Raw genomic sequence first — 19,241 nt, forward strand, 5'->3', positions numbered from 1 at the left:
TTTATTTTATGATTGAGGCTGACTTGTATTGATTGATAGTTATCAAATTCCATCCGCCGAATTAGTAATAGAAGAGGAGATAAAGCATAGCCGCTTTATCTCTTTTCTTTTTCACTGCCAGTCTACGGATGAGCTGAAGTGTGCACTTACTAACGTTAAGGGTGAATACCCCGGAGCTAGCCATTATTGCTATGCTTTCGTGAATGCAGAGCCCGGTAACAGCATGGCTATCGGTTCCAGCGATGATGGAGAGCCTGCCGGGAGTGCGGGGCGTCCCATGTTGGCTACTTTACAGGGATCTGGTGTGGGCGAGATAGGGGCCATAGTGGTGCGTTACTTCGGTGGTACTAAGCTAGGAGTGGGTGGTTTAGTCAGAGCTTATAGTTCGGGGATCAGACAAGGACTGACTCAGTTACAAACAGAGCTTAAACAGATCCGCTATCCGGGCCTACTGGAGTGTGATTATGGCCAGCTTCAGGATGTAGAGTATCAAGTTAAGTTAGGTGACGGCGTGATAATAGACAGAGTTTTTACCGACAAAGTGCTTGTGACCTTTGAACTTCCTAAGCGATATCAAGACAAATTGAATACTGACTTAGCCACCATGAGTCAGGGAAAGCTTAAAGCTAATTTTGAGCTGGAGTGATCTCAGCCTCAAGAGGCTTATATCAGTTGGTATTAGTGGTGATTGAGCAAGATTATTTGTCTCTGTGCTGAGTTATCGAAATGTGCGAAAATAACAAAATGTGCGTTTTTTCTCGCTCTCATTTTATGTCGAGTGAGTTTCGCTAATGGATAATAGATAGGCCTAGATGCAATATAGAACGATAATAAGAATAACAGGTTTGCTCATGGGCTTGTTTTCCCTGTCTCTGCTGCCACCGGCTCTGGTGGCGGTGATCTATAAGGATGGGGGAGGAACTGCATTTATTCAGGCGTTTGTATTGAGTCTATTTCTCGGTTTTATTCTTTGGTATCCCAATCGTAGACACAAGAAAGATCTGCGAACCCGTGAAGGTTTCCTATTAGTGGTACTTTTTTGGGGAGTACTGGGCTCTATCGGTGCCGTGCCTTTTATTTTCTCAAGTCAGCCGGATTTATCTATTACCGACAGCTTCTTCGAGTCTTTTTCGGCCTTAACTACCACAGGTGCTACTGTGATTGTGGGCTTAGATTCTCTTCCCAAAGCCATACTCTTCTATCGACATCTGCTGCAATGGTTGGGTGGCATGGGGATCATTGTTTTGGCCGTCGCCATTCTGCCTGTGCTGGGTATTGGGGGAATGCAGCTCTATCGCGCCGAGATGCCTGGACCGGTGAAAGACAGTAAGATGACTCCTAGAATAGCCGAGACAGCTAAGGCTTTATGGTATATCTACTTTCTACTGACTGTCGCCTGCGCCTTCTCTTACTGGGTTGCGGGAATGAATGTATTCGATGCTATATGTCATTCTTTTTCTACTATCGCTATCGGCGGGTTTTCTACCTATGATGCCAGTATAGGGCATTTCGATAGCCCGGCAATTAACATTGTCTGTGTGGTCTTCCTGTTAATCGCAGCGCTCAATTTCAGCCTTCACTTTGCAGCCTTCACCCGCCGCGGTATTAATCTCAGAGTTTACTTTAAAGACGCCGAGTTTAAGGTGCTCATAATAGTGCAGCTTGTGTTGACCGCGATCTGCTTCGCGACTCTCTATCATTCTGGGATCTATGATTCTCCGGAAGAGACTTTCGATTACGCCCTGTTTCAGGCTGTGTCTATTTCGACAACGGCAGGGTTCGGTACTGAAAGCTTCCACATGTGGCCGTTGTTTCTGCCTATGTTACTTATCTTCTCCAGTTTTATCGGTGGCTGTGGTGGTTCGACTGCAGGCGGTATCAAGGTGATACGAATGATCTTGTTACTTAAGCAGGGCTCCCGTGAACTAAAGCGCCTGGTACACCCAAGAGGAATGTTCTCGATACGGATCGGTAATAAAGCCTTACCCGAGCGCGTGATCGATGCGGTATGGGGGTTTTTCTCGGCTTACGCCCTGGTTTTTGTCATCTGCATGCTGGCATTGATGGGGATGGGGATGGATAATATCACCGCCTTTAGCGCAACTGCGGCTTGTTTAAATAACTTAGGTCCAGGTTTAGGCGAAGTGGCAAGTAATTACGCCAGCATCAATGATGGTTCTAAATGGATACTCTTGCTGGCTATGCTATTTGGCCGACTAGAAGTCTTTACACTTCTGGTTCTGTTTACGCCTACTTTTTGGCGAAATTAAGATGGAATTAAACCTTTACCTTATAGCATTACTGGCTACATTTTTATTTAATTGATATAGACAAAGTGGCCATGAAAGGCCGCTTAAATTTCTACCTTCATTATTCAGGAAATCTGATGAGCAATACGTTAATTATCTACTCCACCGTCGATGGCCAAACAAAAGCAATCTGTGAGCTTGTGCAGGGGATTAGCGAAGGTGCGGGTGATAGTGTGACTTTGGCTTCACTGGAAGAGGCCCAAGGGTTAAACCTCTCTTACTTCGATAAGATTTTGATCGGCGCCAGTATTCGTTACGGTAAGCATAGGCCTGAGCTGTATCAGTATATTAACCGTCATCAAGCTGTACTGAATGCAAAGAAGAATGCCTTCTTTACCGTGAATGTTGTCGCCAGAAAGCCAGAGAAGAACACCCCGGAAACTAATCCTTATATGAAGAAGTTTTTGGACTTGTCTCTATGGAAGCCGCAACAGTTAGGCGTTTTTGCCGGTAAGATTGATTACCCTAAGTATCGCTTCTTCGATAAGACCATGATCCGTTTCATCATGTGGATGACCAAGGGGCCTACTGACACATCAGGCACCTATGAGTTCACAGATTGGGATCAAGTCGAAGAGTTCGCCAAGGCTTTTACTGATAGATAATGGTTAGGTGCTAAAAGTTCGTGGGTGAGAAGTAGTGGATGACCAAGGGGTCGTCCATGGACACATCAGGCACCTATGAGCTCACAGATTGGGATCAAGTCGAAGAGTTCGCCAAGGCTTTTACTGATAGATAATGGTTAGGTGCTAAAAGTTCGTGGGTAAGAAGCAGTGGATGACCAAGGGATCATCCATGGACACATCAGGCACCTATGAGCTCACCGATTGGGGTCAAGTCGAAGAGTTTGCCAAGGCTTTTACTGATAGATAATGGTTAGGTGCTAAAAGTTCGTGGGTGAGAAGTAGTGGATGACCAAGGGGTCGTCCATGGACACATCAGGCACCTATGAGCTCACAGATTGGGATCAAGTCGAAGAGTTCGCCAAGGCTTTTACTGATAGATAATGGTTAGGTGCTAAAAGTTCGTGGGTGAGAAGTAGTGGATGACCAAGGGGTCGTCCATGGACACATCAGGCACCTATGAGCTCACAGATTGGGATCAAGTCGAAGAGTTCGCCAAGGCTTTTACTGATAGATAATGGTTAGGTGCTAAAAGTTCGTGGATGACCAAGGGGTCGTCCATGGACACATCAGGCACCTATGAGTTCACAGATTGGGATCAAGTCGAAGAGTTCGCCAAGGCTTTTACTGATAGATAGTTTGCGGTGATGGCTGTGATTAAAATAGCAATGCCAGCCGAATGACTGGTATTTTTTATAAATCAGGCTGATTATTGCTTTAAGAGTTAAGCACAAAACTGCTTATGCATGATCGAGATGATTTCTGTGACTTGCTCACTCTTGAGTGAGTAATACACCACCTGAGAGCTCTTACGTGTAGACACCAGATCCTGAGTTCTTAACACGGCAAGATGCTGAGACAGAGCCGACTGGCTGAGGGGGACGGTCTCATTCAACTGAGTCACACTCAATTCATTATCCAGTAGCAGGCACAAGATCATCAATCGATTCGGATTGGCAATCGCTTTTAGCCACTTAGCCGCATTCTCAGCGTTGGTCACCATGGCATCTACATCGATATCTTTTTGCATATCTGTACTCACTTCACTCTGGATTAGTTTATTCTAATTGAGCCGTTAAGCTAAGACAATGATACTAACCCAGTGCTAGATCTCAATTTTGACTTCTATTTATATGAGCTATCGCTAATTTGTGATCAATTCCTGTGTTTCTGAAATGACTTGCTGCAACAATAAGCGCTGAAAATAGTTTTGAATTGGACATATTGATGAAGTCAGTACTGGTACTTTATTATTCCAGAGGTGGACATACCGCCAGGATCAGCCGAGCCGTTGCCGAGCAAATTGAAAATAGCGGTAACAGATGCACTGTGATGCATATCAGTGAGGCGGCAAAAAGTGGCTTGGATTGGTCAAAATATGACTGTGTCGCCTTAGGTGCCTGCGTACTTTATGGCAGCTATGACAAATCGGTATTCGCCTTTGCCACTGAACATCAAACCGCTTTAAATCGTATTCCCAGTAGTTTTTATAGTGTTAACGTTGTCGCTCGTAATCCCGAGAAGCGCATCCCTGAAAATAACAAGTATCTACAGAAGTTTATCGAGCTTTCTCCATGGAAACCCAAGGACGTCAAAGTCATCGCTGGTAAGGTAGATTACCCCTCATGGCGTTGGTGGGACAGACTCGCTATTCAGATGATTATGAAGATGACAGATGGTCCAACAGATCCTAAGTCGGTGATCGACTACACCGACTGGGAAGATGTTAAGGTTTACGCTAATCATTTGGTTAGCCTAGCAAAATGATTTAACAGCCTTCGAATGAAGGCTGGTTGCATTTTCTTAGTTCGAATTTAAGCTTCTAGCTGAGTTTGATATTGGGTTTGTGTATTTGAAGCTCGAACCTACATTGCTTTTTATTGCCTCCCGAAGGGTATGTGCAGACACTTCTGCGGCACGCTGTGAATATACCCCTATACGCTCTGCGGCTTCGTCCTTGAAGCCGAATCTACACTGAGTTATTTTCCTCTTCGATTGTGGTTTTTGGGGATTCCCCAACACTAAATGTCCCAAAGCTTGTTAGCTTTCGAATGAAACTTGAGGCTGTTTTGCCTTATTTTCTCCGCCCCCTTTATTTTTGGTTTTTTAGCCAATGCCTGTAAGCGAAAAGATGATAAAGGCTATGATATGGAAGCGATAAAGCTCAAACAATTAACTGTGAACGGTATAAAAACGACTACTCCAGAAAAGAAATTTCCTATAGCATAAAGCATACTAAGCAACATGGATGCGGCAGCGGCCAAGTCCAACAAGTGATTTATGCTTTGCAAACAACACGATAAATAAATACTAAGACGTTATGTTTTTAGGTGGTATGGAGATGGTTTCACATTATGAAAAATTTGATTGTTTTGACTTTTGTTTTGTTTTTCCTACTTCATGGGAATTTGTATGCCAAAACAAAAAAGCTTAGTTGGAAAGGGGTTGCTACTCTTGATGTTGAATTACTCGAAGAAAAAGCACGGGCTTACATAAATGAAAAAATGCCAGAGCTAAAAGGTGCTGAAATTAAGTTAGTTCAAGCCAATGTAGGGTATTATAAAAATAGTGAACCAACGCTAGATATTTCATTTATCCATTCAAATTCGTTCAAACCTATGGATCAAAACAAGACGCTAGGTGACCAGAATCAATATTTTGTTAAATATTACATGGAGTTTGTTTTTGTAGAATTTTCACAGAATGATGAACCCATAAAAATTAAAGTGAATGAGGCTTTGCTTGGTGGAGATGAAACCAGTTCAAGAGAACGTTTTTTAGGCACTTACAACTCATTCTAAACATTGTATTTATAGCAATATAGCAAGCATCTAAATCAAGATTCGCCAAGGCTGTCATGCTATTTGTTGTATAAATCGCTCGCTAGTACATGGCTAACTTAGTACAGAGCACTAGCTTCTTTGTGCATCAAATAATGAGTTTATAGAGATAGAAATAGACATTGAATATGTTTATCGTTGGTTATTCCCTGATAACTCACCGTATTTTGTTGAGTTTGATCGCAATAGTGTTCCTATCTCTCCTCCAGGGAAATTAGTCCCATTCATCAAAGAGCAAGTGACTAAGCATGATGGTTTTGAGGAGTGGGTGAAAGATATGAAAGCAAATAAAAGCATTGATCAACTTATTGATTTATTAAATGTATACAAGGATACAGCCACTGAATTTGGCATTCACAGTAAAGGTAAATCAAGGTATACCGCTTCAATTGAATTTGAACCCAATTCATACAAACCATACTTTATCCATGCTGACGGAATTGGAATGACGATCATGTCGCTACGAAAATTTCTAGGTCAGTTATGTAACTTTGCAAATGTAAAACTGGACTTCCCAGTTGATAACGAACTTTTTTGGCTTGATGGTTTTACTCAGGACTGGGAGTTTTATCGTGTAGAGGGTGAGAACGATTTTGAATCAACCATAAAAAAAGAAAGACCGTTTGCAAGAAAACATAAAAGAGTTGTTTGAAAAAAACACATCGTAAAGTAGTTTGAAGGCTAACAAGGCACTAAAATCGACATCTCACGCTTGGTAATTTTGCTTCGCCAGAATATAAGCAAGGCTTCGTGCGAGTTAGCTTGGCGTTAGGCTTCGGAGATCATTATGATTGTTAGCGAAGTAAAAAATAATACTCAGGTTTGTATAGAATATATAGGAGGCGGAGCGAATTAGGGTCTTCGAGTAAATTAAGATACTTTTTTTTGGTCAAAGTAACCTTAGCTAGACGCGATGCTCTTACTTATTCCAGTCCAAAAACGTGTTAGTGACTGACTATAAACCTTCAATCGAAGAAGCAAATATTCTGGTGTGAACACGGCTGTGACCTTCGACTGCAAGGACGCTGTCGCAGAGGCTATAGGGATATACTTGTGCCGTGTCACAGAAGCGTTTGCACTTAAGCCTGCTGCAAGCAATAAATACCAATGGAGCTCTGGTTTTCAATAAACTTACCAAATATCAAAATCTGCTAAATGAATCCAATTCAAACTCGAACCAAATACTTCGAACTAGTATTTCCAAAAGCCTGGGTGGAACAACACCGCTACCGTCAGTATCTCCAAGCGTCCCAACAACATACCAATTGCTAGTGCCCACTTGGCCACATCGGGTAAGCTAGAGAAATTGCCTGAAGGTCCGATAGTACTCCCTAGTCCCGGACCTACGTTTGTCACAGCTGTGACAGCGCCGGTGAAACTGGTGGTGGGATCGAGTCCCGTCATGACTAATATGACTGAAAGCGCGACAATTACGAACATGAAAAGCAAGATAAAGGTTACTAGGGAGCGAACGATATCGTCACCAATGGGCCGGTTGTTATATCTTTCCTTGAATACACCGTTAGGGTGAAACTGCTGCTTAAGCTGTTCACGCATGATGGCGATAGCTATCTGAAAACGGAAGATCTTGATGCCACCAGAGGTCGATCCAGAGCAGCTACCGGCGAACATTAAGAACAGGAAGGTCACATTGGCAAGTGCTCCCCAGGCTGTGTAATCGGTTAATCCGTAACCTGTAGTCGTGACCACAGATACCACGTTAAAACTAGCGAGACGGATGGCATCTATCAGTGGCATCTCGTGACCGTTCCAAAGCCAAATCGCCATGCAAGATGACACTGCAAAGATGAATAGTAGGAAGCCTTTAACCTGGGCATCGTTCCATACTAGTAAAGATCTTTGTTGGATACAGTTGACGAACATCAGCATTGGCAAGCCTCCGGCCGCCATAAAGAAGGTACCGACCCAATGAGCATTATCTGAAAAGGCTGCCATGGAACTATCGGAGGTGGAGTAGCCGCCGGTGGAGAGGGTGGTCATGGCATGATTGATCGCCTGAAACCAACTCATGCCTGCCATATGGTAGGCGAAACCACAGAGTACCGTAAGTAAGATATAGATATAGAAGAGATTCTTGGCCATGTCTTGAGTACGGGGAATAGCCTTGTCACTCCAGTCCGAGGATTCTGTTCTAAAGAGCCGCATACCACCGACATTAAGAAAAGGGAGTACAGCCACAGCCATCACGATAAAACCAATACCGCCGAGCCATTGTAATAGGGAACGCCAGATTAATATGCTGTGATCCATATTATCTAAGCCTGATAATACCGTCGAGCCTGTAGTCGTTATTCCTGACATGGTCTCGAAGAAGGCATCGGTATAATTGATGCCGTGATAGAGGGTGAAAGGCATTGCTGCGAAAATGCTGACGATTAGCCAAGTAAGGCTAGTCAGTAAGAACATGTCGCGGATATTAAGATGGAGCTTTTGGCTTTTTCCCTGATGCATGCAAGCGGTGGCTACCGTGGCAGTGACCAGAGATGAAATCATGAAGGCCCCCACGGTTTCTTCGCTATAGATAAGTGCAAAGAGTAATGGGATAAACATAAATACCGTCAAGGTCGACAGAAATATGCCCAAGATAAACAGCAGCGGCCGAAAGTTCAGCATAACTCAATCCTTTGAAAAGCAAACGAGCGGCCAGCCTCTATTTTCCCCAGTAAAACTGAGTTAACAGCCAAGCCACTATTCAAAAGTGTTTGATGGAAGACATTAAAAGAAAAAAGCACTCGGCTGGAAGAGTTTTTCTACCTCACCGATAAACTTCTTGTTTACCAAGAAGAGGATGACATGGTCACCTTGCTCTATGACTGTCTTGTCATGAGCCATCAGCACTTCTTCATCTCTTACTATGGCACCGATAGTTGTACCCGGTGGCAGCTTGATTTCGCCTATCTTTTTACCTACGACCTTAGAGGTCTTAGAGTCGCCATGTGCGATAGCCTCAATGGCCTCGGCAGCGCCGCGGCGTAGTGAGTAGACGTTACAGATATCACCTTGACGTATATGGGTCAGGAGTGCCGATATCGTGGCTTGCTGAGGAGATATGGCGATATCGATATTGGCTTCCTGAACGATATCCACGTAAGCCTCACGCTGGATCAGTACCATTACCTTCTTGGCACCCATACGCTTAGCCAGCAGGGCGGCCATGATATTGGCCTCATCGTCATTAGTGACGGCGATAAAGACATCGGTCTGGTCGATATGTTCTTCTAACAGGAGCTCCTGATCTGAGGCATCACCACAAAATACTGTGGTGTTTTCTAATCGCTCAGAAAGTATCTCGGCACGCTCTTGTCTATGTTCTATAAGTTTGACCGAGTGATTTCGCTGTAGCTGCTTGGCGAGTCCCATACCAATATTACCACCACCGGCAATCATGATATTGCGATAGGAGTTATCCAGTTTTTGCATCTCACTCATCACTGCACGGACATGGCGACTATCGGCCACGAAGAAGACTTCATCATCGGCTTCGATGATTGTGGTTCCACGGGGCATGATCGGCCGGCCTTGTCTGAAGATGGCTGCGACTCGGGTATCGATATTGGGCATATGTTCGCGTAGAGCGGCGAGGGCGTTGCCCACTAAGGGGCCACCATAATAGGCTTTTACAGCGACCAGACTGAGACGCCCCTCAGCAAATTCAAGTACCTGTAGGGCTCCGGGGTATTCTACTAAGCGACGAATATAGGCGGTGACCAGTTGTTCCGGGGCGATAAGTTCATCAATAATGAAGCCGCCTCGAGTTCGATTATCACTTTGTTTGGTTTCACTGTTGATAAACAACTTGTCTTTAAGCGCTAAGTATTGCTCTGAACGGATTCGGGCAATCTTAGTTGGCGTTCCAAACAGGGTATAGGCGATCTGACAGGCTGCCATATTACACTCATCGCTGTTAGTCACAGCGATCAGCATATCGGCATCTTCGGCGCCCGCTTCCTTGAGTACATCAGGATGAGCACCGTGACCGAGTACGACTCGCAGATCGTATTTGTCCTGCAATGAACGCAAACGCGTCTTGTCGGAATCGACTATGGTGATGTCATTATTCTCACCCACTAAGTTCTCAGCCAGTGTGCCACCGACTTGACCGGCACCTAAAATGATAATCTTCATTGCCTTTGTTTTATCCCTTTACTAGGCGAGCGTAATAGAATCCGTCCATATTCTCTGTTCCCGGTGTGATTTGCCAGCCGATATCATCGGGGTTTGGCTGTTCATCAATAGGAACCAGAGTGGCATCATCGGCTCTTTCTAAGAATGAACGGATCTGCTGTTCATTCTCTTGTGGGAGAATCGAACAAGTAGCATACAGGAGTGTGCCACCTGGCTTAAGCCACTGCCAGCAATGATCTAAGATTTTACTCTGCAGCGAGGCTAGTTCATCAATATCAGACTGTTTTCTTAGCCATTTGATATCGGGGTGGCGGCGTATCACTCCAGTTGCCGAGCAGGGAGCATCGAGTAAGATACGATCGAATTTGTCCCCTTGCCACCAGGAATCGATATCTGCTGCGTCTCCATAAACTAGCTTGGCCTGGAGCGATAGGCGATCTAAATTCTGTTGTACACGCTCGAGTCGTTTCTCATCAAAATCCACGGCGACCAGTTGGATATTTGCCTGCTCTAGCAGGTGGCAAGTTTTGCCTCCCGGCGCTGCACAAGCATCGAGGACTAGCTCACCCTCTTTGGGGGCCAGTAGAGTGGCCGCCCATTGAGCAGCACCATCTTGAACCGAAGTGGCGCCCTGTTCAAAACCTGGTAGCTGAGCTACATCGCGAGGGCTTTCGAGCAAGATAGCATCGCTGCTTTTGCCTGCTGTTGCCGGGATTTCTATTTCGGCTAAGGCGGCAAGGTATTCATCACGAGTTTGTGATTGTTTGTTGTTACGCAACCACATTGGTGGACGCTGGTGGCTGTGCTCGATAACCTCTTGCCAATTATCTGGGTAGGCAGCCTTGAGGCGCTTAACAATCCAGGCTGGAGTGTTGAAGGCTAAGGTATCGTTATCTGTAGGCAGAGGTTTTTCCTGGCGCTGAATGTTACGTAATACACCATTGACCACTTTCACTAGGCCTTCAAATTTAAGCTGTCGGCAGGCCTCGGCAGTTTCTGAAATCGCAGCATGGCTGGGAATGCGGGTAAAATAGAGCTGATAGCAACCAATGAGAAGTAGCTGGTGCAGGATTCTTTGTTTGCCTTTCAGTGGCTTGCTCATACAGTCACTGACCAGTTTATCTAGCTGGGGCAGGTGACGCATCACGCCGTAGCTAAGTTCGGCAAGGAGTGCTTTATCTTTGCCATTCTCGAGATGTTTCTGTTGATCGGGTAGGGCAACAGAAAGTGAGATGCCTTTCTCAAGCACCTGAAATACGACTTTTGCCGCCAGCGCGCGCAAGTTCATATCAGCTAGCCTCTTTATTATTTAAGCGTGTGCCTGGGGTGAACCAATCACCGCGAGAATTAAGAATGTCGCCGACACTCAAGGGTTTCTTACCCGGTAATTGCATATTCTGCAGACTCAGCACGCCTTCACCAGTAGCTATCTCTATACCATTTTTGTCGGCAGAGATTATGGTTCCTGCTGGTGCATCGCTAATCGATTCACTCATTTTGGCTTGCCTGATCTTGATGCTGGCATCTTGATGAGTGAAGTGACTGATTGGCCAAGGGTTAAAGGCGCGAATTTCCCGCCAAAGCTGTAGTGCTGATTTGCTCCAATCCAGCTCAGCTTCCTCTTTACTTAGCTTCTCGGCATAGTTAGCCAGAGCTTCATCTTGCTTCTCGGCTTTAAGCTCGCCTTTTGCCAGACCCGCTAATGCTTGAATAAGTGCATGAGGTCCTTGTAGTGCCAATTTGTCGTAGAGGCTCCCCGAGGTGTCATCATCTTCGATAGTTAACTGAGTTTTGAGTAGCATGTCCCCGGTATCCAGACCTAAGTCCATCTGCATTATGGTGACACCAGTTTCTTTATCGCCGGCCCAGAGTGCTCTTTGGATAGGCGCCGCGCCGCGCCAGCGTGGCAGAATAGAGCCATGAACATTGATACAGCCTAGTCTTGGGGTATCCAAAACAACTTGTGGCAAGATTAAACCATAAGCAACGACAACCATAAGGTCGGCATTTAAAGCGCTCAATTCCTGCTGGGCCGCTTCATCGCGTAAGGACTTAGGCTGGTAAACAGGAATGTCATGCTCTAGCGCCAAACTTTTTACCGGGCTTGCCTGTAATTTTTTCCCCCGTCCAGCCGGTTTATCTGCTCTAGAGTAGACAGCAATCACATTATGTTCTGAGTCTATAAGTGCTTGCAGGTGGCGAGCGGCGAAGTCCGGAGTACCGGCAAAAACGATATTTAATGGTTTCAAGATTAGGCTATCCCTGTTTTGCTTCTAGTCGTGCGGCTTTTTCTAGCTTCTGTTTGATGCGCTGACGCTTTAGGGGCGACAGGTAATCGACAAACAACTTACCCTTGAGGTGGTCTAGTTCATGCTGTAAACAGATAGCGAATAAGCCATCGGCTTCGAGAGTGAACTCATTACCGTCACGATCTAATGCCTTGATGGTGACGTGCTCGGCACGCTCAATATCGGCATAGATCCCGGGCACAGAAAGACAGCCTTCTTCGTTGGCAAAGTGGCCGCTGCTGGCAACTATTTCCAAGTTAATGAAGACTTTGGGTCTCTCTTCTTCATCTTGAAGATCCATGACAATCAACTGCCTATGAAAATCGACTTGGGTTGCGGCCAGGCCAATCCCCTTCTCTTCATACATGGTTTCGAACATATTATCGATTTGAGTTTGCAGGCTAGTGTTAAACTCTGTTACAGGCTTAGCAAGCGTGCGTAATCTCTCATCGGGGAAACGTAAAACTTTTAATAAACTCATACATAAACTCTTAACAAGTCTGTCAAATCCTAATCAGTTGGTTATACTGACTTTAGCTAATGGGTCAATTTTAATCCTTAGTGGCAATCAATAACAGCAAAAGCTCTCTATATCATCAAACTAGTTTTATCTTTCGAGTGCTTCCAGCAAGGAAGAGTTTGTCATATAGAGGAAAAACAGCGTGGATACCCCGATGAAACGATTAATTTTACTCGGTTTAATTTTATTAAATTGCTCCTTTGTGTTCGCAGATACCCTGACATTGAAATCAGGTCACCCCGACTCTTATGTAGTGGAGAAGGGAGATACCCTTTGGGATATATCTGCACACTTCCTGAAAGATCCTTGGCGTTGGCCTAAGCTTTGGGGAGCGAATCCTCAAATAGCCAACCCCCATCTCATTTATCCTGGCGACAGGTTGACCTTAGTCTTTATCGACGGGGAACCTAGACTAGTCGTTAAGCCCCATATTCGTAAGTCTCCTGAAGGGAGAATACTGTCTAAAGACGGGGCTATTCCCGCCATAGATCTTGCGTTAATCAGACCATACTTGATTCAGAACAGGGTCGTAGATGGTGACTGGTTCGACACTCAACCTATGGTGTTAGGTGGCGAGAGTGAGTCCAGGCATCATGTCGTAGGCGATGTTATCTATATTCAAGCCGAGCTTACTTTGGGGGACAAATTTGGTGTCTATGAGCAAGGTCGCGAATTTGTCAGCAAGGAGGGAGACGAGCTTGGCGTCGAGGCGATATTAACAGCCAGTGGCCGTGTCATCGAGTCGGGTCCAGTCTCTAAAGTTAAGTTACTGAGTAATTTTCGTGAAACAGTTGCAGGCAGTAGAGTGCTGCCAATCGAAGATGATTCATTGATGTCCGCGTATTTTATGCCTCGAGCTGCCGAGCTTGCGTCTCCAGCATCTGTGCTGGCATCAGAGAAGCATCTTCGTGAGATGGGGAAGCTCGATGTTGTCTATATTGATAAAGGCAGCGAGGATGGTGTCGAATCTGGTCACGTATTCTCTATTTATAAAGATGGTATCGATGTGGTGATTAATGGTGATGGCCAGCCAGTAATACCGACAGAGCGAAGTACATACGAGACAATGTTGTCGAGTGTTTCTTCCGGTAATTCTATCAAGATGCCGGATATCTACCGAGGCAAGTTGATGGTGTTTAAGGTGTTTGACAAGACCAGTATGGGACTCATCATGGTTAACGAGAGGCCCGTAAGAGTCGAAGATAAGTTAGTAACACCCGATGCGCTGTTAATTAGTGAATAAACTGTCAGCGAATAAAGAAGCCAATAAGGCAAAAGAATTGAACAAATACACTGATTAGCAGATGACGGATTATCTGTTGATTCAGGTTGTGGGCTTGTAAATTAGAAAATTGAGGTGAAGGAATTACCGATAAACTGGTCGACTGGCTGGTTGTTAGCGCAGTATCCGGGCTAGGACCCGCTCGGATCCAACAACTACTCAACTACATGGATGTAGAGGAACTCAGACAGATGTTAGAGCATGAGCCCGGTGCGCTTCCTCTGCCAGAGAGTCTGCTCAAGCGTTCACTCACTCCCGACTTTTCTCGCGTAGAGTCAGCCCTGTCATGGCAACAAGCTGCCGATGACCATTATGTACTAACCTTAGACGATCCCAATTACCCTTATTTGCTCAAGCAGATTATCGATCCGCCAACTATCATATTCGTCAAAGGAGATCTCCATGCATTGAAGTTTCCTGGTATTGCAATCGTCGGTAGTAGAGCCGCGTCACAGACTGGGCTACAAATAGGTTATCGGTTAGCTGCTGAATTATCAGGGTTGGGCTTTGCTGTGGTAAGCGGCATGGCTGTGGGTATCGATGGTTCGGCTCATCAAGCATGTATAGATAATGGTGGAAGAACCTTGGCTGTTTTGGGAACGGGAACCGATGTTATCTATCCCCGTAGACACAGGGCTATATATGAAAAAATTCAGCACCATGGAGCCATTGTCAGTGAGTTTTGGCCTGGAACTAAACCTTTCGCGGGTAATTTCCCGAAACGTAATAGGGTTATCAGCGGTCTATCTTTAGGTACCTTAGTGGTAGAGGCTTGCAGAAAAAGTGGTTCACTCATCACTGCTAAATTGGCACTGGAACAGGGGCGCGAGGTGTTCGCGGTTCCTGGTAATATTCTGGCAGGTCAGAGCCAAGGTTGTCATGATCTTCTTAAAGATGGGGCAAAGCTTGTAGAGAATGCGGCCGATATAATAGAAGAAGTTGCGGCTTTATCGAATTTTCACCTTGAAGAATTGAGAAGGCGTCACCATATAGGGGAGGTTAAGGCCGTTGATTTGCCATTTGCCTCACTGTTAGCTAGTGTAGGATATGAGACCACAACAATAGATGATGTGGTTGAGCATAGTGGAAAGGCCATAGATTTAGTATTAGAGCAAATGCTTGAACTTGAATTACAAGGTTGGGTCGCTGTAGTACCCGGTGGTTATATAAGACTAAAGAGGAGCTAGCCATGTTTGATGTCCTCATGTATCTATTTGAAAACTATGTTCACAGTGAAGTAGAGTTTCTAGTGGATGAAGATGAGCTTACACAAGAGCTCACCCGTGCTGGTTTTCATCAGTCCGAGATAACTAAAGCCATCTCTTGGCTTGAACATTTAGCCGAGCTACAGGAAGGTGATACGCCTTACCTGTGTGATCATGCTCAACACTCTTTCAGAATTTATACTCAGAATGAGATGGATAAGCTAGATGTCGAATGTAGAGGTTTTCTTTTATTCCTAGAGCAAATCAAGGTGTTAAGCGTTGTAACTCGTGAGATGGTCATAGATCGTGTCATGGAACTTGATGAGCCGGTGTTAATATTAGAAGATCTCAAGTGGGTCGTGCTTATGGTGCTATTTAATGCGCCTGGTAATGAGTCTGCTTACGAGAAAATGGAAGATCTTATCTTTGAACAGCCCGATGGAAGGTTACATTCGTAACATCACTTCTATATTGAATATCTCTTCACGTGATAAAAAGAAAGGAGGCTAAGCCTCCTTTTTTATACATGGAAGTATTTATCCCCGAGCGCAAGACCATGAATACTCCCGGTATTTATTGGCATTTTCTCCATCTCAGGAGATCAGACAGCGTTAGAGGGGATTTTTGTCCGGAATACTTATGAACATTTGTCATGGATGGGTATAAATGTTCGTTGTGTCCGGCCGTAAATGTTCCCTACTTTGATCAAGAGTATCGGCATTTCCACCATCTATATTTCTTTGAGGGAAATACCTTCGAAGCCCATAAATGAGCTTCGTCTTCCTTAATTGATTAATAATGCCTGTGAGCATCATCTTTTGTCAGGTGTGCGGGGGCTAAGTAATCTCGATAGCTATAGCGGTTTTGTTTGTGCAGCCTAGGCTTAGCTTGATTTTCGCTATCATCAAACTGTTCTGCTCGAGCCGATAGCCAGCGACTAAACTCATCTTGATGCTGAGTCAATTCAGTAAGTAACTCATCATAGCCCTCGAAATAGTCTGTTTTAAGATATTGGCTCAGTTGAACGAAGTCTTTGTGGTAGTTCTCGGCCAAGAATCGAATGGCCATATAGCTCCAGCTATAAGTTCGCTCTAAACCGTCCTTATATTCTGTGGCGAAGATCTCTTCCAATGTTGGAGCCTCATCAAGTTTTTTCTTCACTATTCTTAAGGTTTTGGCGTTGTTATCACCCTTAGAGATGTATTCGGCTAAGCCTTCTGACCACCACACCATCTTCTCAGGGAAGTGACCGAAGCCGCCATATTTGATGAAGTGTCCGTCTAGGTAGTGCACGTACTCATGATTGAGATTCCAGATAGCGAATTCAGGTTGAATCCAGAACTGACGGTAGGCGAAGAAGCTTGCCTGATTACCTGGCTTAGATGGTGTGCCTTCTATATACATGCCACCGTTATCCGTGCTGATATCGAATAATAATTGGCCGTAAGCGTTATATTGACTCCAATTTTTGAAGGCTATGACTCTGAGGGCGTCATTAAAATCGTTAGCCGTTGGCTGGTTTCCTGTCTCTAATAAGGTATGGAAATTAGATTCTTGAGAAGTGAGCTTAGTACAGCTGATTGCCAGTTCTTCCTTATTCAGGTCTTGTGCAAGAATAAATAAGCTGTCCGAACAATGATGTTCGATAGGCAATATTTCGCTCTGCTCAGGGATGCGGCAGACATCACTATTCTTCTCACACTCTTCTAATCCTACAAATGAGTTTACGTGATAGCCTAGGGTGTAGGCATCCTTTGCTACATCACCTCTAACACTGATATCTTGCCTCGCTATATTGGCTATGGCCTTATCCAAAGCTGCTTCATCTTGAGTGACGCTAGCGTCTTCACTGGCTGGTAGTGCTAAGCGATATAGACCAAGAGCCCAGTAGGCATTACGCTTAGGCCAGTCTTTATCATTACGTATACTGTGTTTTGAGCCTGCAAAATCCAATAAGGTTTTATCGACTCTCAGCTCCAGCAGTGTCTTATTAAGTTCACCATCACTATCTTTTCTCGCGACATTGAGAAGCAAGCCGTAAGCCCGGAGGGTTTCCCATAGAGCGTAATCATTTTCTTGAGCACTGGTACTGTTAGCGAGTTGGTTAAACTGTTTATCGAGAATTGGGATCAATGTTACTAGCGCATTCGATTGTTCGTTGTTGGCGTAATAGCGATACAGGGTGACGGCAAATTGCTCTTGCAGCCGAGCTGATGAAACAAAAACATCTGTAGAAGCTAAGCTGGTTAACCCGGATGTCAGTAATGCAATGCTATTTTCATCTAAATCATCTATTGGGCCGAAGTAACTAAAGGCTCTTAAATAATAGAGTAGGCTATTGGCTTCAGATAAGCTGGCTGTACTATTTAACCTGAAGGCAGCTTGTTCGAAGGCACTTTGACTAAGCAGTGGACTACTGGCATCGAATAGTTTTTCATCTGATGCTTGAGTCATTTTCTGTAATAGACTCGTGTCGGTGATGATATGAGGTGAAGTGCTACAGGCCGATAGTCCTACAAGTGTAGGGAGAGCTATCGCCAGAGCCAGAACTGACTTGCGCAACATAAGATTCATCCTATTGTGTTTTTTGCATACAATATACTCATGTTGTGTGTATAAACCTAGTGGTAATTATTTTCCTAAGATATTTCCCTGTTTTGGCTTTGCTTGGTAAAATGGTTAATACCCGATCTAGCCGAGAACCCCATGTCTAAAATTGATGACCAACTGTTTAGTTCCCATGAACATGCATTAGAGAAAGAGTATGAACTCTGCCCTAAGTGTGGCTGTGAGCTATCGGTTAGGCACAGTAAACATGGCGGTTTCATTGGATGTAACAGTTATCCTGTATGCGATTATACCCGGCCATTAGTGCAACATGAATCAATTGAAACTCAAGTTATTCCTGGCTCAGAGTGCCCCGAGTGTGGCCATGAGTTGGCGGTAAAGTCTGGACGGTTTGGCATCTTTATTGGTTGTACTAACTATCCTGATTGTAAGCATATTGAAAAGCATGATCAGGAGGAGCCGGAAGATCAGATAGCTTGCCCAAGTTGTACAACTGGAAAAATTGAGCAGAGAACCAATCGGTTTGGTAAAAATTTTTATGCGTGTAGTGGCTACCCTAAGTGTAAGTTCTTAGTGAACTACCCTCCAGTCGCCGAAGCCTGTCCCGAGTGTGATTTCGGTATCTTGGTTGAAAGGAAAGGGGCCGCTGGATCACGTTTGGAATGTCCTAAAAAGGCATGCAAATATAAAAGAACAATCTAAGCGCTTTTATTAGCCTTGGAGGCCATAGTGGATGGGTTTCTTCGGCTATAATTTCTATTCATTTATTCGTCTTACAATCTCTGTATAATCCCCCCTGTTGGGCTCTCCTGAGTGATGGGGCGGTGAGTTCTTTCATGGCTAAAATTATTAAATTTGATTGAAGGTAGCGATACATGTTGCAGTTAGACCCATCAGAAATTTCTGAGGTGATTGAAAATGGAGGCGTGATCGCCTATCCAACCGAGGCTGTGTATGGCTTAGGCTGTGATCCAGATAATGATGTAGCAATAGGAAAGTTGCTCGAGTTAAAACGGCGCCCTTGGCAGAAGGGATTGATCTTAGTCGCCAGCGATTATTCTCAGCTTGCGCCCTATCTTGATGAATCTCAGTTGACTCGAAAACAGCTAGAATCTGTTTTTTCTAAATGGCCCGGCCCTTTCACCTTTATCATGCCTGTAAGGCCCGATATTTCTAAGCTGCTCTGTGGCAGCTTTAATTCATTGGCAGTCAGGGTCTCTGCTCACCCTGGAATACAAGCTATCTGTAATAAGTTAGGTAAGCCTCTGGTATCTACCAGTGCCAATATCACTGGCCAAAAACCGGCAATGAGTGTGGATGATGTTATTGCACAGTTTGAAGGTGTGATAGCAGGCGTTGCCAGTGGAGCGTTAGGCCTTGAGGCAAGTCCTTCGACGATTATCGATGCCATCAGCGGCAAGGTCATACGTTAAGCCTGTTACATAAAAGCTCTTAGGTAA

Annotated in this window: 18 protein-coding genes; 11 read left to right on the top strand and 7 right to left on the bottom strand. The window is 44.7% G+C overall.

Annotated elements, in window-relative coordinates; all coding sequences use genetic code 11:
• Positions 1–28 precede the first annotated feature (28 nt).
• From sps_RS00310 to hemG (sps_RS00320), 3 genes are all read left to right on the top strand, one after another.
• Complete coding sequence (locus sps_RS00310) at positions 29–646, top strand: YigZ family protein (protein WP_077750650.1); 618 nt, start codon at positions 29–31, stop codon at positions 644–646.
• A 166-nt stretch (positions 647–812) separates the two neighbouring features.
• The gene (locus sps_RS00315; protein WP_077750651.1) at positions 813–2,270 is read left to right on the top strand and encodes a TrkH family potassium uptake protein; all 1,458 of its coding nucleotides are present in this window, start codon (positions 813–815) and stop codon (positions 2,268–2,270) included.
• Between the two features lie 116 nt (positions 2,271–2,386).
• Positions 2,387–2,914, top strand: a complete 528-nt coding sequence (gene hemG / locus sps_RS00320) for a menaquinone-dependent protoporphyrinogen IX dehydrogenase (RefSeq protein WP_077750652.1) — start codon at positions 2,387–2,389, stop codon at positions 2,912–2,914.
• A 742-nt stretch (positions 2,915–3,656) separates the two neighbouring features.
• Here the strand turns inward: hemG (sps_RS00320) and sps_RS00325 are convergent.
• Positions 3,657–3,962, bottom strand: coding sequence for an ArsR/SmtB family transcription factor (locus sps_RS00325; RefSeq protein WP_077750653.1), 306 nt, complete (start codon positions 3,960–3,962; stop codon positions 3,657–3,659).
• A 197-nt stretch (positions 3,963–4,159) separates the two neighbouring features.
• Between sps_RS00325 and hemG (sps_RS00330) the strand changes: the two genes are divergently transcribed.
• The 3 genes from hemG (sps_RS00330) (at position 4,160) to sps_RS00340 (ending at position 6,424) form a co-directional block, all read left to right on the top strand.
• Positions 4,160–4,699 carry a menaquinone-dependent protoporphyrinogen IX dehydrogenase gene (gene hemG, locus sps_RS00330; RefSeq protein ID WP_077750654.1) on the top strand — a complete coding sequence of 180 codons (540 nt, stop codon included), beginning with the start codon at positions 4,160–4,162 and terminating at the stop codon, positions 4,697–4,699.
• 587 nt (positions 4,700–5,286) lie between these two features.
• Positions 5,287–5,733 (top strand): hypothetical protein, encoded by a 447-nt coding sequence (locus sps_RS00335; RefSeq protein WP_077750655.1) that lies wholly within the window; start codon positions 5,287–5,289, stop codon positions 5,731–5,733.
• A gap of 316 nt (positions 5,734–6,049) precedes the next feature.
• Entirely contained in the window at positions 6,050–6,424 is a 375-nt protein-coding gene (locus sps_RS00340) for a hypothetical protein (RefSeq protein WP_149027196.1), read from the top strand.
• A 539-nt stretch (positions 6,425–6,963) separates the two neighbouring features.
• Here the strand turns inward: sps_RS00340 and sps_RS00345 are convergent.
• From sps_RS00345 to def, 5 genes are all read right to left on the bottom strand, one after another.
• Positions 6,964–8,406 (bottom strand): TrkH family potassium uptake protein, encoded by a 1,443-nt coding sequence (locus sps_RS00345; protein WP_077750657.1) that lies wholly within the window; start codon positions 8,404–8,406, stop codon positions 6,964–6,966.
• A gap of 102 nt (positions 8,407–8,508) precedes the next feature.
• The gene (trkA, locus tag sps_RS00350; protein ID WP_077750658.1) at positions 8,509–9,918 is read right to left on the bottom strand and encodes a Trk system potassium transporter TrkA; all 1,410 of its coding nucleotides are present in this window, start codon (positions 9,916–9,918) and stop codon (positions 8,509–8,511) included.
• 10 nt (positions 9,919–9,928) lie between these two features.
• Positions 9,929–11,206, bottom strand: coding sequence for a 16S rRNA (cytosine(967)-C(5))-methyltransferase RsmB (gene rsmB / locus sps_RS00355; protein WP_077750659.1), 1,278 nt, complete (start codon positions 11,204–11,206; stop codon positions 9,929–9,931).
• Position 11,207: 1 nt separating this feature from the next.
• Complete coding sequence (gene fmt / locus sps_RS00360; protein ID WP_077750660.1) at positions 11,208–12,167, bottom strand: methionyl-tRNA formyltransferase; 960 nt, start codon at positions 12,165–12,167, stop codon at positions 11,208–11,210.
• Between the two features lie 7 nt (positions 12,168–12,174).
• Positions 12,175–12,687: a peptide deformylase gene (gene def / locus sps_RS00365; RefSeq protein ID WP_077750661.1), complete on the bottom strand. Its 513-nt coding sequence runs from the start codon at positions 12,685–12,687 to the stop codon at positions 12,175–12,177.
• 181 nt (positions 12,688–12,868) lie between these two features.
• Between def and sps_RS00370 the strand changes: the two genes are divergently transcribed.
• From sps_RS00370 to sps_RS00380, 3 genes are all read left to right on the top strand, one after another.
• A complete protein-coding gene (locus tag sps_RS00370) occupies positions 12,869–13,969 on the top strand; it encodes a LysM peptidoglycan-binding domain-containing protein (RefSeq protein ID WP_077750662.1) in 1,101 nt (366 codons plus the stop codon).
• A gap of 230 nt (positions 13,970–14,199) precedes the next feature.
• A complete protein-coding gene (gene dprA, locus sps_RS00375; protein ID WP_472542682.1) occupies positions 14,200–15,195 on the top strand; it encodes a DNA-processing protein DprA in 996 nt (331 codons plus the stop codon).
• A gap of 2 nt (positions 15,196–15,197) precedes the next feature.
• Positions 15,198–15,671 carry a DUF494 family protein gene (locus tag sps_RS00380; protein ID WP_077750664.1) on the top strand — a complete coding sequence of 158 codons (474 nt, stop codon included), beginning with the start codon at positions 15,198–15,200 and terminating at the stop codon, positions 15,669–15,671.
• 334 nt (positions 15,672–16,005) lie between these two features.
• Here the strand turns inward: sps_RS00380 and sps_RS00385 are convergent, their stop codons facing one another.
• A complete protein-coding gene (locus sps_RS00385) occupies positions 16,006–17,778 on the bottom strand; it encodes a collagenase (RefSeq protein WP_077750665.1) in 1,773 nt (590 codons plus the stop codon).
• 141 nt (positions 17,779–17,919) lie between these two features.
• Between sps_RS00385 and sps_RS00390 the strand changes: the two genes are divergently transcribed.
• A complete protein-coding gene (locus sps_RS00390; protein WP_077750666.1) occupies positions 17,920–18,483 on the top strand; it encodes a DNA topoisomerase family protein in 564 nt (187 codons plus the stop codon).
• A gap of 173 nt (positions 18,484–18,656) precedes the next feature.
• On the top strand, positions 18,657–19,214 hold the full coding sequence (tsaC, locus tag sps_RS00395) for an L-threonylcarbamoyladenylate synthase type 1 TsaC (protein WP_077750667.1): 558 nt from the start codon (positions 18,657–18,659) through the stop codon (positions 19,212–19,214).
• The last annotated feature ends 27 nt before the right edge of the window (positions 19,215–19,241 follow it).

Source organism: Shewanella psychrophila (assembly GCF_002005305.1).
GTDB lineage: Bacteria > Pseudomonadota > Gammaproteobacteria > Enterobacterales > Shewanellaceae > Shewanella > Shewanella psychrophila.

Excerpts from the sequence above, each read along its gene's own strand:
- sps_RS00315 (WP_077750651.1), top strand. The coding sequence starts at position 813 with ATGCAATATAGAACGATAATAAGAATAACAGGTTTGCTCATGGGCTTG.
- hemG (WP_077750652.1), top strand. The coding sequence starts at position 2,387 with ATGAGCAATACGTTAATTATCTACTCCACCGTCGATGGCCAAACAAAA.
- sps_RS00325 (WP_077750653.1), bottom strand. The coding sequence starts at position 3,962 with ATGCAAAAAGATATCGATGTAGATGCCATGGTGACCAACGCTGAGAAT.
- hemG (WP_077750654.1), top strand. The coding sequence starts at position 4,160 with ATGAAGTCAGTACTGGTACTTTATTATTCCAGAGGTGGACATACCGCC.
- sps_RS00335 (WP_077750655.1), top strand. The coding sequence starts at position 5,287 with ATGAAAAATTTGATTGTTTTGACTTTTGTTTTGTTTTTCCTACTTCAT.
- sps_RS00340 (WP_149027196.1), top strand. The coding sequence starts at position 6,050 with ATGAAAGCAAATAAAAGCATTGATCAACTTATTGATTTATTAAATGTA.
- sps_RS00345 (WP_077750657.1), bottom strand. The coding sequence starts at position 8,406 with ATGCTGAACTTTCGGCCGCTGCTGTTTATCTTGGGCATATTTCTGTCG.
- trkA (WP_077750658.1), bottom strand. The coding sequence starts at position 9,918 with ATGAAGATTATCATTTTAGGTGCCGGTCAAGTCGGTGGCACACTGGCT.
- rsmB (WP_077750659.1), bottom strand. The coding sequence starts at position 11,206 with ATGAACTTGCGCGCGCTGGCGGCAAAAGTCGTATTTCAGGTGCTTGAG.
- def (WP_077750661.1), bottom strand. The coding sequence starts at position 12,687 with ATGAGTTTATTAAAAGTTTTACGTTTCCCCGATGAGAGATTACGCACG.
- dprA (WP_472542682.1), top strand. The coding sequence starts at position 14,200 with ATGTTAGAGCATGAGCCCGGTGCGCTTCCTCTGCCAGAGAGTCTGCTC.
- sps_RS00380 (WP_077750664.1), top strand. The coding sequence starts at position 15,198 with ATGTTTGATGTCCTCATGTATCTATTTGAAAACTATGTTCACAGTGAA.
- sps_RS00385 (WP_077750665.1), bottom strand. The coding sequence starts at position 17,778 with ATGTTGCGCAAGTCAGTTCTGGCTCTGGCGATAGCTCTCCCTACACTT.
- sps_RS00390 (WP_077750666.1), top strand. The coding sequence starts at position 17,920 with ATGTCTAAAATTGATGACCAACTGTTTAGTTCCCATGAACATGCATTA.
- tsaC (WP_077750667.1), top strand. The coding sequence starts at position 18,657 with ATGTTGCAGTTAGACCCATCAGAAATTTCTGAGGTGATTGAAAATGGA.